Raw genomic sequence first — 13,339 nt, 5'->3', positions numbered from 1 at the left:
TACTTTCGCTTGAACGTATATGGCACACATAACAAGACAAGGAAAAAGCCAGACTTCATCAAATGGAGTCTGGCTTTGTTTTTTAGTATTGAAATGTAACGCGAACAGCTGCACTAATGGTTAGTTGACCTTGCTCAATGGGGGTTGTCATAGATGAATCAGCCATTGCCATTGATTTATAAAGCACAGGGGCATGATCGTTTTCTTCGATGATTTCAATCGGTTGTGGCTGTACAGATAAGTGCATCGTTTGAGCGATTGTTTTCGCCTTCATTTGTGCATTATGAAGTGCTAAGCTGAGAGCCTGCTGATAGTATTCATCCGCATGCTCAATTTTAAATTGGATGGAGGAAATCTGATTTGCACCATTTTCGACAGCTGTATCAATAACAGCTCCTACTAGATTGGTATCAGGTATTTTTACCGTGATAGCATTTACTACTTCATAGCCTTTAAACATTTGTTTACCTTCTACATAATCATAAATAGGTGTAATCGTATAGGCGGCGGTCTGAATGTTTTCTCTTGGGATAGATAACGCCAAAAGAGCATGAATAACACGATTCATAGAGCTAGCATTTTGGTGCTGCGCTTGTTGTACACTTTCGCCTTGTGTCGTGACCTCTATTTGAAGCTGGACATAACTAGCGTTAGCGACTACTTTTCCATTTCCGCTAACAGTCATTACTCGCGATGTGTGGGGTACTTGTGCCTGGGCATGTGTGTAATACATTTGAATCCCACCTCCCGACTGGTTTCTAGCATGTTAAATCATTTTTAACAATGCTTCTACACCAGTCATTCCTGCAAATATACCTAGTTGCTCCGCTTCAAATGTAACAGATTCAAGAGGGGCGGTTAATAGCTCATCTATCGTCTTCACGCCAACCGCTCGACCTGCCACAATTTTTCGATCTAATAAGCGACTATTTAAAAGACCGACATCTAATGCACCACACATGATGTAGCCTGTATCATTAGATATAGTTAATAACGTTGTTTTTGGTAAATGCACAATCACAGCAGTGAAAAAATGACCTTTAATCATAATAGGTTCAATTGTCACCATGAACATCACTCCTTTTCTCTCTATACATATGGCAATAGATAAAAAGGTGTTCAATATTTCTACTAAAATTCTAAAGCGAAAAAAATCCACTGCGCTTTTGCGTGCACGAAGTAAGCCGCAACCTTCGCTAGCGTGAGGCCTGTTGCGTCTTACGTAGGGTGCATTTTTGCAGAAAGCTACGTGGATTTTAATTTCTCAATAGATAAATTGTGTCAGTGTCAGGCACTGATTATTTTGTATATGAAAGCATAGCTGTTTGTTTTATATTTTTTAGCGCTAATTTAGCCTCATCTTGCGTAGTGTACTCGAACATACGGAATGTATCTTGCTCAAAAACAGTAATAACCCACATTGTAAAATCCCCTTTGTTGTCAATTTGTAGTATAACAGTTGTGTTATTTTGAATAATTGTTATATATCAGTTATGCCCTTTATTTTACACTGATTTTCAAAAAAATAAAGGGCTAAATGAAAGGTTTCACATTTCGTTCAAAATTTGACGTTGCGTAAATGAAAATTATTTAAAAATAAAGGTGGGCGAAATAAATTTAAGTAAAAAACTGTGAATGATGAAGAAATTGTTTGTTAATTGGTTTTTTAACATATCTTTTTAAAGGGTTTAAGTAAAAACAGGTAGCACCTCAATAGTATAATTTAGCGGCTTTCGTAAATAGTAAGATGAGCTGAAATATGCGAATGAAACATGGGAGGTGATACTGTGATACGTAAAAATGTATTGTTTTTGACGGTTTGCTTATTATTCATGTCGATATGTTTAACAGACATGCGTACCTCTGCAGAAAAAGGACGTAGTGAATATGAGAAGACTGGTGAAGTTGTTTGGGATATAGATACAAAGGATAAAATCGTTGCCTTAACTTTTGACGATGGTCCACATCCAAAATACACCGCAAAAATACTAGATACTTTAGCTAAGTATGAAGCAAAGGCTACATTTTTTATTATTGGTCAAAATGCAGAAAAGTATCCAGAGCTTGTTTCACGAACTTATAAAGAGGGGCATGAATTAGCCAATCATACGTACTCTCACCCGTATAAAGTTTCAATTCCTGATTTACAGGAAGAACTAAGGCAGACAAACCAGATGATTTATAGTATTACTGGCTTTTCTCCTGTTTTATTCCGTCCTGTGGGTGGCAATTATACTGAAAAGATGATCAATACTGCTGTAAACAACGGTTATAAAGTAGTCATGTGGTCTTGGCATCAAGATACACAGGATTGGAAAGAGCCAGGGGCGAATAAAATCGTCCAAAAGGTGTTAGGGGGAACAAAACCAGGAGATGTGATTTTGTTTCATGATGGAGGCGGCAACCGCACTCAAACGATTAAAGCCCTAGAAGAAATCATACCAACCTTAAAAAAACAGGGCTATACATTTGTAACAGTATCAGAATTAATTGAAAAAAAGCAGCAACAAGAGAAAATTCAATAAAAAATAAGCCATTTCATTATATTGAAATGGCTTATTTTTCTCTATAAGAAGCGGATATTCTAGGTATTTATAGATTAGAAAAATAATAAAGGTGCCAACGCAATACCAGCAATTGCTCCAAATGCAAAACCAATGCCAAGTCCAGCGCCAAATCCTGGTCTAAATCCCCAACCCCAAAGACCTAAGCCGTATCCTCTATATTGTCTATCAGGTAGAACCCATACCTGTTTTCTATCCACTTTCGTTATTTTTCCAACATGAACATTGCCAGATGTGTCAGTAATTCTTACACGTTTACCGTGATATTTACAGCAAAGATTATAACAATCAGTTGGATTCACAAGAATCTCCTCCTTTCTACGTCCTTACAAGTTAATATATGCCGTTGCATACATTTATCACTAGCCGATTGTCTATTGGAAACATAAGCTATCGTAAGGGGGTGCGTGAATGTCGGTAATATCAACAGATGATTGGCTACATGAGTTCAAAACTAGTCGGAAATTGAAGCATAGTAGAGAGTTTGAAGATTTACAATGTACGATTCTTTGTAGCCGATTACTAGACCATTTTAAAGGTGGAACGCCACAACAAATCCAATTTGAACTACAACAACAAGGGTTGTTTCGAGCGCATGAAAATATCGATATAAAAAGCCTGCAAGCGCAAAATGCTTGGCAAATTATACGAGAGGAATTGTTCTATTTAAAGAAGAAATGGAGCGGTCCTGATATACCCATCTATATTTTTCCTCTAACACAGGAGCAAAGTGTCACAAATAAAAATGGAGTTGCCTATCCAGATGCTCTATTTTTATTTATAGGAGAATTAGAAAGGCAAGAGTTACAGGCGTTATTTGCACATGAGTATAATCATGTTTGTCGACTGCACTACTTAAACAAATCATTAGAGGAAGTAACGCTATTAGATTCATTAATTATAGAGGGCTTAGCGGAATGTGCAGTGGAGGAATTATACGGTGCCAAATGGTTAGCGCCTTGGTTGAAAGATTATTCTACGGACAAAATGTTAGCTATATGGAAGACATACTTTTTGCCTAACATGAATGTTAAAGGTTTAGATCATCATATTGAGTTTTTATATGGTGGGAGGCTTCCTTCACATATAGGATACTGTATTGGTTATGAAATGGTCCGAACATATATACAAAAGCATGCATCAAATAAGTTACATGAAAAACATTCTGAAGAAATACTTAAGGGTTCTATATTTTCGGTATAACTAAAAACCAGTTGTCGATACACAAATCGACAACTGGTTACTGCTAATTTAAATGGTAATAATCCCTATTGCTATTGCAATGCCTAGTAAAACAATGCTTAAACCCCACATCCAAAAGAAAGAGTATTTTAGGTGTTTTCCCATCTCTAAACCAGATAAGCCTAAAGCTAACCAGACAGCAGGGGCAAGTGGTGAAACAAACGTACCGACAATATTACCAATAATCATGGCATATGCAGTGGAGAGAGAGTCAATACCAAAAGATAAACCAATCTGTTCAACTACAGGAAGCAAGGCGAAATAATAGGCATCCGTACTTAATAATAAATCAAAGGGTACACCTAATATACCGATAATAATATGCAAATAAGATGATAGTCCTGCCGGTAAAATATTGACAGCATTATTGGCAATAGCATTTAACATGCCTGTGCCATTTAGTATGCCCAAAAATAAGCCCGCTGCAATAATAATCGACGCCATCGTTAACGCATTCGGAGCATGTGTCCGCACGCGCTCCATTTGTTCTTTAGGTGTACGATAATTAATGGGCAGAGCAATAGCTACCCCGATTAAAAAGGCTAATGCTGCCGGTACAATACCCGCGACTAAAACCCCGATTACCATGACAGCAATTACTTCATTCACCCACAATAGTTTTGGTCGTCGTAAAGATAGGTCTACTTCGGATGACACAACACCTTGTGTAATATGTTGGTCGTCATGCGTAAAATCAAGTGTGCCGTATTGCTTCAGAATACGGTGCTTTTCTCTAAAGCCAAGGTATAAGGCTAAAGCTAACATTAATAGAACACCAATGATTTGAATGGGTATTAACGGATACCAAAGTTCAGTGATATCCACCTCTAACACGGAAGCCACCCGCCCTAATGGACCTCCCCAAGGAACCATGTTCACCACTGCTGCAGCTCCAGCAATTAATAAAAGTAATAAGTATGGATTCATGCGCAAGCGTAAATATAAAGGCAATAGTGCTGGAATCGTAATTAAAAATGTAGAAGCACCAGACCCGTCTAGTTGAGCCACAACAGCAATTAGTACAGTTACAATAGCAACGACAACAATACGCCCCTTTGTAAGCGCAATCATTTTGTTGATCAATGGCTCAAATAATCCAACGTCCTGCATAATACCAAAGAAGATAATAGCAAAGATAAACATTACCGCTACGTTCATCACAGAACTTAGTCCGGAACTAAAGAATTCCCCTAATTCCTCGAAACGAAAGCCAGCGATAAAAGTAGCGATTATCGGTGGAATAACCATTGCAACAAGCGGCGAGACACGCCCACTTATTAATAAGGCAATAATGACGATAATGGTGATGAAACCAAGGATACTTAAGCTCAAAAAAACCCCTCCCTTTAATTGAGTATTCTGACTACTAAAAGGTAGCATGCTGTAAATAGGGAGGGAATAATATGGTCATAAGTTAGATAAGATACATACTATTCATTTTGTTCATAAGTTCCATAGTATATATATTTTCTTTCAGGTCTACCAATTGTTCCGTATATCGGTTTGATGTACAAAAACTGTTCACCAACTAAGTATTCTAAATAGCGGCGGGCAGTTGAACGACTAGAACCGATGATTTCACTCAATTGTGAGGCTGTAAGTTCCTTGGTTTTTATTTTTTCGAAGACCTCTTTAACTGCTTGTAATGTGTGTAAATCAATGCCTTTTACAAAGGTATCTTCTGTAGCAGTAGATTCACGATAAAATATGGAATCAAGGTCAACTTGCGTGAAGTTTGATGTGTGTCGAAATAAATGAAATGTATGCAAATATTTTTTAAACGCTTGATGAAGTCGTTGTTGTTCAAAAGGTTTAATTAAGTAATCTAAAATGCCTAAATCTATGACATCTTTTATTAAATCTCTTTCTGTTGCAGCAGAAATAACGATTATGTTGATGGCAGGATAATGATGCCGTATATGGTGTACTAAAGAGCTCCCTTCGACATCAGGAATATACAAATCGGTTAAAATAATCGCTGGTAAGTTGGTGGATTGTTTTAGCTTTTCAATCGTTTCTTGCCCAGTCCGTAAATTTTCAGTAACGGTAAAACCACCTATTGTATGAACATAATCTGCATGAATGTTTGCTACTCTAAAGTCATCTTCTATAATCCATACACTTGTGCAGGCTGTTGTCATAAGCGCTTACCTCCTTTAGGAACGATTATTAAAAAGCACGCTCCTGATAAATCTCCAGCATCTAATAAAATATCTCCATTTATTTTTTCGAGAGCTTTTTTGCTGATTGTTAGGCCATGTCCTCGATCTAAGCCTTCCTTTGTTGAAAAACCTTTCGCAAAAATTTTATCGGTCAGCTTGTGGTCAATACCGGGGCCGTTATCTTGAATCTCCAATAAATAATGATTTTTATAATCGTTAATAGATAATTGAATTATTTTATCGGAGGACGGCAAGTTTTTTAAAGATTCAATAGCGTTTTGAAGAACATTGCCAAGTGCTGTAAGAATAGCATCCTCCTGAAGTTTAGATAATTTCATAGATGGGGGAATTTCCTTCAGCTCGAGTTTAATGCCCAGTTCCGTTGCTTCTGCCAGCTTCCCTTGAATTAATGCTAGGAGTAGAGGGGATGTGCCATTATTATTTAGAAAAGCTTGATGTTTAAGATGAATATTTCGTTGTTCTTTAATGTACTCAATTGCCTGATTGTAATGTTTAGAAAATAGCAAACCTAGAATAATATGAAGCTTATTCGCAAATTCATGTGTATAGGCGCGTTGCATATTGGCATACTGTTTGACTTGTTTCAGTTCATCAATAATTTTTTGGATGTCTACTTTTTTTCTAAATGTATATAAAGAACCTATTTTCCTTTTCTTTTCCACTAAAGGCGCTTTATTTAAGATGATAATATGTTCATTGAGTGTTAGCTCTAAGTTATGAATATGTTGTTCTGCAACGATTTTAGGTGTGAAAATGTGCTCGATTTTAGTTCCCATCCATGCTGAAATGGATTGATTGTGAGTAGAATCTAGCATTCCGTATGCACTTTTATTAATAGTGGTAATTTGATTTAAATGATCGACAGCAATAATCCCTTCTTCAGTCGTTTCTAAAATCACTTTGTTTTGTTGATATAATTTAGCAATTTGGATTGGTTCCATATTAAATAATAATTTTTTAATATAAAGAGAGATGGCGATTGCCCCAAGTATACCTATGAAGAGAATAATAATTGTGTAATTGAGCCACTTCATAAGATGGTCTTTGATGATTGTATCGATATGCGCGGTTAAAAAACCGACAGAAACAACACCGATAATGTTTTCGTCTATCATAATAGGGGCTTTACCTCGGATTGATTCACCTAAGGAACCAACCGTTTTAGAAATATAGGCTTGTTTATTTAGTAATGCAGCATCATTGTCCCCACCGACCATGGGATGTCCTATTCGATCTTTTGCGGGATGGGAATAACGAACACCTTGTGCATTGCCAACTACGATAAATGCTGCATTTATCTCCTCTCTTAAAGGTTCGACGACTGGTTGGATAATGTCACTTGGATTTTCATGCTCGAATGCTGTAATAATCTCCTCCATAGAAGCGATTGTTTTAGCAATATTCAATGCTTCCACGCCTATTTGCTTTTCTGTTGTATCACGTATATGTTCTTGCAATAGATACATAAAGAGCCCACATATCATTAAAATTAAAATCGACATTAAAAAAATCATTTTAACTGTTAGAGACTGGAATAAACTTCTCATATTTCACCTCTAGATAGTTTTCGTTTGCCATCTTGTAAAAAGAGCGTATTTGGGAATAGAATAGCATACACCAAATAAAGAGTTCGAGTCATTTTATAGTGGCTAAATTAATCATAAAAAGAATTTTGCTGTAAATACTTAGCGTTACAATAAAAGCAAGGGGTGATGGCTATGTCAAATGAAGTGAAAAATGTACTGCCACCTGTTGTTGATGCTTCAACAAAGGTGCTTATTGTTGGCTCAATGCCAGGAAAGCTCTCATTAGAGAAACAGCAATATTATGGCAATCCGCGCAATCACTTTTGGGCTATTATTGGGCAAATAGTAAATAGAACAATACCGGAAGATTATAAAATGCGAATAGAGTTGCTAAAGGAAAATGGGATTGGTCTTTGGGATACCATCGAATCGTGTGAGCGCAAGGGTAGCTTAGATGCCGCCATTCGCAATGAAAAACCAAATTATTTTAAAACGCTTTTTAAACAGTATCCAAATATAGAACTTGTGCTTTTTAATGGTGGGAAAGCTTTTGAAGTGTTTAAAAAGCATATTGGTGTTGAGGTTTTAGATGGACGAGCCTATCAAAAGATGCCATCGACTAGCCCAATCCCTGGAAAAAATATAAAATCCTTCGACGAAAAGTTAGCGGATTGGCGAGTGATGCAATCGTATTTAACGTAAACGAGATCATATGGTAGGCTAATTGCTCAAGCGACTTTCGCCCCCTTACATATAGTGAAATATGTAAAAGGGGGGAGTTTGTATTGAATTTATATCCAAATAATAATTATGGGGAAAATTTCAGAGGTCCGAGTTGGAATGTTCCAGGTATTCCGCCAGTTGGACCACCACCAAATATGGGCCAACCACCAAACTTTGGACCACCGTCTTCTGGGCAAATGCCAATGAGTGCTCCACCAAACTTTGCTCCACCTATGCCCGCGTGGCATGGTGGCTCAAATGGCATTCAATCGTGTTTATTTAGAAACACGTATTTATGGATGAACAACGGAAGGAATTTTTGGTTTTTCCCTACAGTCATAGGTAGAGAATTTATTGCGGGATTCCGATGGAGTAATAGATATGGATGGCGTTTCCGTACATTAACAAGAGACCATATTCTTTCGTTTGAATGTTTTAGATAATGGATTTAAATCGTAGGGATTCGAATGGAGCATGTAGAAAACTGCCGAAATTTAAGTGGGCATTGTGCCATAGCGATTTTCTAAAAGGCGCGAGATGAAAATGCGAAGCGAATGTATTCTGTTTTTAAGTAATTGATGTTACAATAATTGTAACTAAACATGAAGGGACGATGGGTGGCTAATGATTAACTAATCTTATTTTTTGCACATGAAATGTATATTTCAATGAATCAAAAATAGGATTAGTCTGCCCATTTTCCATAAAGTGCACGATTGTAGGCTCAAACGCCTGCTATTGTTGAACGTATACTAAAAATGCAAATTACCGTACGAACGCGCTTGGTGTGGCATTTTTAGTATTGGAGCATCTCATAATAAGGCTCAAACATTGAGCTTTTTTGTGTTTGATATTTCGCGACTAATCCTTCCAAAATAATTGGAGGGATTTTTTTGTCCCTCTATATAGAGAGGAACGGATGAAATGAAAGAACTTTTAAAAATACAGAATGTACAGTATGAGGTAGGAGACATACGGATTTTTGAACAGGTGACGGCAACAGTAAAACAAGGCGAAGTCATTGGTATTATAGGAAAGAATGGAGCTGGCAAATCGACATTATTACAGCTTATTCAAGGCATCCTAACTCCTACGGCAGGACAGCTAGTGCCGTTGCAGCATGTTAAAATGGCCTATGTGGAACAAGAGCAAGCAACTATCGACAGTTGGGAAGTAAGCGCAGAAGAAGCGGATTTACTTGCCAAATGGCATGTACCAAACATCGAGTTTGCAGCATTAAGCGGTGGAGAAAAGTTGAAAAGGCGACTAGCAAGAGGTTTTTCACAACATGCGCAATTACTACTGTTGGATGAACCGACAAATCATTTAGATGAAACAAGTACAGCGATGCTTATCGCTCAAGTAAAAAAATATGATGGTACAATTATTGTTGTTTCTCATGATCGTTATTTTTTAGACGAAGTTGCCACTAAAATATGGTCTTTGGAAGATGGTAAACTGCTCGAACATAGCGGGCATTATACAAGTTATATAGCGGCTAGAGAGCAACAAAGGCTAGCGCAACAACGCGCCTATGATAAGCAGCAAAAGAATATTGAACGGATTGAAGCGCAGATGAACGAGCTATCCTCTTGGTCGCAAAAGGCACATGCACAATCGACCAAGCAGGAGAGCTTTAAAGAGTTTTACCGAGTAAAAGCAAAACGAATGGATGCACAAGTAAAATCAAAGAAAAAGCGCTTGGAAAAAGAGTTAGCAAAGAACAAAGTTGAGCCGCCTAAGCAAGAAGAGGAAGTGCGGTTTTCAGTAGAGACAAAGCAGCGAGTAGGCAAACGATTTTTAGAATGTAAGCATGTAACAAAATCTTTTGGTCAGCGTCTTATATTTCAAGATCTAACAATGACAATACAATTTGGTGATAAAATTGCCATTACAGGTCCAAATGGTAGTGGCAAAACGACTTTATTGAAGGTGCTGACAGGACAAGAAAAAGCAGATGGTGATCTGTGGATTTCACCGGCAGCTACTATCGGCTATTTAACGCAGGATGTATTCGATTTGCCATTGAATCTTACACCAGAGCAATATTTTCACAAGGAGACATTCGAGGAAAGAGGGAAAGTCCGCAATGTCATGAAACATTTAGGGTTTACTGCAAGTCATTGGACAGCACCTATTGGCAATATGAGTATGGGCGAGCGTGTGAAGTGTAAGTTGATGGCGTATATTTTAGAAGAAAAGAATGTTCTAATTTTAGATGAGCCAACGAATCATCTTGATTTGCCTTCAAGAGAGCAATTAGAGAAAACGTTGGAGCTCTATACAGGTACATTGCTCGTTGTGTCGCATGACCGCTATTTTATTGAGAAAACAACAAATATTGTGTGGCAGCTTGAAAATAAAGGAATCGTGAAAAAATGGAGAGAGAGCATACCACAGCAACAAAATGATACAAGTGCACAACGGCTAAAGTTAGAAAATGAAAGACAAGAAATACTTGGCAAACTTAGCTTTCTAACCGCCAAAGATAAGGAATATGCTGTGCTTGATCGGAAATTTAATGAGTTGACGAAGCAAATTAATGAACTCCGCTAGTTTGACGTTTAAGACAGCAAAAAGTGGGGAACATTAACGTAATTTCAGTAAACAATTGCTCGCTTTTATAAGTTGGAGACTCTTATGAATGTCATAAATCTTCGGGCACACTCGAAAAATTAGGACGTAATAGATAAAAAGCAAATATTGAGGTGTCTAGATGAAAAAATTATTTTTTATAACTATACTAACGATTAGTATCATTAGCGCATGTACTGAAAGAGATACGAATAGTAAGCAAGATACACAACAAGACCATCAATGGAACGAAAATAAACTTTGTATTTCTGAAACAACATCTAAAGACACAGTCTCTTCTTTAACGCAGGCAGAAGCATTGAAAACAATAAAGGAGCAACTTGGAACAAAACTAGCCATTGTTTTGCCAACGAATGTTCCACTAACGGAAGGAGCTTTTTTAACCGCAACAACTAAAAGTGAAGAACAACAAGCTGAAGTTCTATTTCTAGAAAGTAAAGAGTATCTTCCGGTTAATGATGTAAAGCTAAAAAATGCAACGGCCGCAACTGCGATTGCCAAACTTACTGTAAAGCTCTATGACAGTATAGATGAGGCAAGCGAACAGATTGCTTATGAAGAATTTAGTAAAAATGGAGGGCAACAAGTTCCGCTTGGCTTCAATATGACTGGTTATCAGGATGCAGGCGCAGGCTCGTTATGGATTGGTTGGAATGAAGGAAGATGGGCAATAGCAACTCATACCCGAACAGATAATCCAGAAGCTGGAGTAGAGCTGGCAAAACAAGCAGTACAATATTTAGAATCCCATACACTTCCAATCCCACACGAACACGGTATGGTACATTTAGATGTTTATAAAACAGGAAACTTAATCGTATGGCAGGATGGAAAGCTTGTCTATACGCTTGATTCCATTAAGGACCCGATGAAGGCACTTGCAATGGCAACAGCTTTTAAGCAATAATAAGTAACCCCTGAGCGCAAGTACGCTCAGGGGTTTTTAATGACTTATTAGCTTTTGTAATAGCCATGTTAATTATGCATTTTACCAATTCAAATGCGACAAGTTATGCGAACTTGGTGTTAAGAGCATTCATTTCTTTTTACTTATGAAAGATTGCACGAAATAAACGCGTTATGCCTTCTTGTATTTCATCTTTCTTTAAATGTCCGAATCCTAAAATAATTTGATTGTTATGTTTCCCTTTACTAATGGAATGATCTTCTACGGGATATACTTTCACACCAAATTGCTCGATTTTTTGGAGTAATGCGCTTGAGAAATGAATGTTTTGCATTTCTACAACGAGGTGCAATCCAGTGGAATAGCCTAAAATTTTTATTTTATTTGAAAAAGTTGTATGTAAACAATCGATAAGAAAATCTCTATTATTCTTATAATACTTTTTCATTTTTGCAATATGTCGTTCTAAGTAACCCTCTTTAATAAAACGAGCAAGAATAAGCTGATCTATCGAAGGTGTGTGTAAGTCAGAAAACCATTTAAGCTGACGGCATTTTTCAACAAGGTCTATTGGGAGAACCAAATAACCAATTCTTAATGCGGGTGAAAGAATTTTACTAAAAGATCCAATGTAAAGCACACGATGGGGGTCTAATCCTTGCAATGAACTTACAGGAGGACCTTCATACCTAAATTCACTATCATAATCGTCCTCTACCAAATAACATTCTTTGTGCCTTGCATAGTTTATTAATTGAATTCTGCGTTGGATTGGTAAAGTACCCCCTAATGGAAACTGATGAGAAGGGGTAATAAAGATGAATTTTGGCTGTCGATCTTGAGGTAGTAAGGCTGTTCGCATACCGCATTGATCGACAGGAATAGCATAAATAGAAGCTCCAGAAGATTTAAATATCGTTTGAATATCATTTGTAATGGGGTCTTCCATAATCGCTACATCATTTGCTAACAAAAATAATCGAGTGATAACAGTCAATGCTTGTGTAGCACCTGAGGTGATAACAATTTGATCTGGATGACAGTCAACACCCCTCGTTCTTAGTAAATAGTTGGCTAATTCTTCTCTTAATTCATATCGACCTTCGGGTTGATCGTAACCAAAAATGGCAGGATTCGTATCGTTCCAGATATTATGGGATAATTTAGCCCATGTTTTCCGGGGAAATAAGTCTAACGCAGGTATGCCCGAACGAAAATCAATTTTTGGTGCTGTTGTTTTGTCTTCTATCTTTTTTTGAACAGTTTCTTTGCTAGATAGAGTTAAGTGGGCGCCATCTGCAACAAATGTACCTGAGCCTCTATGGGAAACTAAAAACCCTTCTGCCACGAGTTGCTCATAGGCTTCTAATATGACATTTCTGGAAACATTTAATTCAGAACAAAGTTTACGTGTTGAAGCCAATCTCTCCCCGCCTTGTAATGTTCCATTTAAAATTTTTTCACGAATTTGTCGATAGACCTGTTTATTTAATGGTATATCTAACGCTCTATTTATAGGTATCCATAACATGTTTGCTATACTCCTTCTTAAAATTGGTACCGTCAAAATGTATAATAAGTGGCTCTATTTTTACCAAT

Annotated in this window: 14 protein-coding genes; 6 read left to right on the top strand and 8 right to left on the bottom strand. The window is 37.2% G+C overall.

Annotated features, from left to right (window positions below):
• Positions 1–82: 82 nt before the first annotated feature.
• The 3 genes from FC748_RS17055 to FC748_RS22450 all read right to left on the bottom strand — a co-directional run bounded on the left by FC748_RS17055 (position 83) and on the right by FC748_RS22450 (position 1,421).
• Entirely contained in the window at positions 83–733 is a 651-nt protein-coding gene (locus tag FC748_RS17055) for an SIMPL domain-containing protein (RefSeq protein ID WP_024364003.1), read from the bottom strand.
• Between the two features lie 33 nt (positions 734–766).
• Positions 767–1,069 (bottom strand): YunC family protein, encoded by a 303-nt coding sequence (locus FC748_RS17050; protein ID WP_024364002.1) that lies wholly within the window; start codon positions 1,067–1,069, stop codon positions 767–769.
• Between the two features lie 229 nt (positions 1,070–1,298).
• Positions 1,299–1,421, bottom strand: a complete 123-nt coding sequence (locus tag FC748_RS22450) for a hypothetical protein (protein ID WP_255313814.1) — start codon at positions 1,419–1,421, stop codon at positions 1,299–1,301.
• A gap of 411 nt (positions 1,422–1,832) precedes the next feature.
• Between FC748_RS22450 and FC748_RS17045 the strand changes: the two genes are divergently transcribed.
• Entirely contained in the window at positions 1,833–2,525 is a 693-nt protein-coding gene (locus FC748_RS17045) for a polysaccharide deacetylase family protein (protein ID WP_227665478.1), read from the top strand.
• A gap of 74 nt (positions 2,526–2,599) precedes the next feature.
• On the opposite strand, the gene FC748_RS17040 is transcribed toward FC748_RS17045, so the two are convergent.
• On the bottom strand, positions 2,600–2,866 hold the full coding sequence (locus FC748_RS17040; protein WP_024364000.1) for a hypothetical protein: 267 nt from the start codon (positions 2,864–2,866) through the stop codon (positions 2,600–2,602).
• 109 nt (positions 2,867–2,975) lie between these two features.
• On the opposite strand from FC748_RS17040, the gene FC748_RS17035 reads away from it, so the two are divergent.
• Positions 2,976–3,767 carry a DUF2268 domain-containing putative Zn-dependent protease gene (locus FC748_RS17035; protein WP_025220786.1) on the top strand — a complete coding sequence of 264 codons (792 nt, stop codon included), beginning with the start codon at positions 2,976–2,978 and terminating at the stop codon, positions 3,765–3,767.
• A 48-nt stretch (positions 3,768–3,815) separates the two neighbouring features.
• On the opposite strand, the gene FC748_RS17030 is transcribed toward FC748_RS17035, so the two are convergent.
• The 3 genes from FC748_RS17030 to FC748_RS17020 all read right to left on the bottom strand — a co-directional run bounded on the left by FC748_RS17030 (position 3,816) and on the right by FC748_RS17020 (position 7,536).
• On the bottom strand, positions 3,816–5,138 hold the full coding sequence (locus tag FC748_RS17030) for a CitMHS family transporter (protein ID WP_238600205.1): 1,323 nt from the start codon (positions 5,136–5,138) through the stop codon (positions 3,816–3,818).
• 98 nt (positions 5,139–5,236) lie between these two features.
• Entirely contained in the window at positions 5,237–5,947 is a 711-nt protein-coding gene (locus FC748_RS17025; protein ID WP_024363997.1) for a response regulator, read from the bottom strand.
• Positions 5,944–7,536 (bottom strand): ATP-binding protein, encoded by a 1,593-nt coding sequence (locus FC748_RS17020; protein ID WP_108030777.1) that lies wholly within the window; start codon positions 7,534–7,536, stop codon positions 5,944–5,946. Before FC748_RS17020 ends, FC748_RS17025 begins: the two co-directional genes overlap by 4 nt.
• 171 nt (positions 7,537–7,707) lie before the next feature.
• Between FC748_RS17020 and FC748_RS17015 the strand changes: the two genes are divergently transcribed.
• From FC748_RS17015 to FC748_RS17000, 4 genes are all read left to right on the top strand, one after another.
• The gene (locus FC748_RS17015; RefSeq protein ID WP_108030778.1) at positions 7,708–8,217 is read left to right on the top strand and encodes a DNA-deoxyinosine glycosylase; all 510 of its coding nucleotides are present in this window, start codon (positions 7,708–7,710) and stop codon (positions 8,215–8,217) included.
• A gap of 83 nt (positions 8,218–8,300) precedes the next feature.
• Positions 8,301–8,681: a hypothetical protein gene (locus FC748_RS17010; protein WP_238600206.1), complete on the top strand. Its 381-nt coding sequence runs from the start codon at positions 8,301–8,303 to the stop codon at positions 8,679–8,681.
• A 481-nt stretch (positions 8,682–9,162) separates the two neighbouring features.
• Positions 9,163–10,794 carry a ribosomal protection-like ABC-F family protein gene (gene abc-f / locus FC748_RS17005; protein ID WP_108030779.1) on the top strand — a complete coding sequence of 544 codons (1,632 nt, stop codon included), beginning with the start codon at positions 9,163–9,165 and terminating at the stop codon, positions 10,792–10,794.
• A gap of 160 nt (positions 10,795–10,954) precedes the next feature.
• Positions 10,955–11,740 (top strand): hypothetical protein, encoded by a 786-nt coding sequence (locus tag FC748_RS17000; RefSeq protein WP_024360825.1) that lies wholly within the window; start codon positions 10,955–10,957, stop codon positions 11,738–11,740.
• 139 nt (positions 11,741–11,879) lie between these two features.
• On the opposite strand, the gene pdxR is transcribed toward FC748_RS17000, so the two are convergent.
• Entirely contained in the window at positions 11,880–13,271 is a 1,392-nt protein-coding gene (pdxR, locus tag FC748_RS16995) for a MocR-like pyridoxine biosynthesis transcription factor PdxR (protein ID WP_108030780.1), read from the bottom strand.
• Positions 13,272–13,339: the final 68 nt, after the last annotated feature.

Origin of the sequence: Lysinibacillus sphaericus (assembly GCF_005217585.1) — a bacterium.
Taxonomy (GTDB): Bacteria; Bacillota; Bacilli; order Bacillales_A; family Planococcaceae; genus Lysinibacillus; species Lysinibacillus sphaericus.
Note: the sequence above shows the minus strand (reverse complement) of the source record. Positions and strands in the feature narration are given on the sequence as shown.

Coding starts and splice junctions, on each gene's coding strand:
- FC748_RS17055 (WP_024364003.1), bottom strand. CDS start 733: ATGTATTACACACATGCCCAGGCACAAGTACCCCACACATCGCGAGTA.
- FC748_RS17050 (WP_024364002.1), bottom strand. CDS start 1,069: ATGGTGACAATTGAACCTATTATGATTAAAGGTCATTTTTTCACTGCT.
- FC748_RS22450 (WP_255313814.1), bottom strand. CDS start 1,421: ATGTGGGTTATTACTGTTTTTGAGCAAGATACATTCCGTATGTTCGAG.
- FC748_RS17045 (WP_227665478.1), top strand. CDS start 1,833: ATGTCGATATGTTTAACAGACATGCGTACCTCTGCAGAAAAAGGACGT.
- FC748_RS17035 (WP_025220786.1), top strand. CDS start 2,976: ATGTCGGTAATATCAACAGATGATTGGCTACATGAGTTCAAAACTAGT.
- FC748_RS17025 (WP_024363997.1), bottom strand. CDS start 5,947: ATGACAACAGCCTGCACAAGTGTATGGATTATAGAAGATGACTTTAGA.
- FC748_RS17020 (WP_108030777.1), bottom strand. CDS start 7,536: ATGAGAAGTTTATTCCAGTCTCTAACAGTTAAAATGATTTTTTTAATG.
- FC748_RS17015 (WP_108030778.1), top strand. CDS start 7,708: ATGTCAAATGAAGTGAAAAATGTACTGCCACCTGTTGTTGATGCTTCA.
- abc-f (WP_108030779.1), top strand. CDS start 9,163: ATGAAAGAACTTTTAAAAATACAGAATGTACAGTATGAGGTAGGAGAC.
- FC748_RS17000 (WP_024360825.1), top strand. CDS start 10,955: ATGAAAAAATTATTTTTTATAACTATACTAACGATTAGTATCATTAGC.
- pdxR (WP_108030780.1), bottom strand. CDS start 13,271: ATGTTATGGATACCTATAAATAGAGCGTTAGATATACCATTAAATAAA.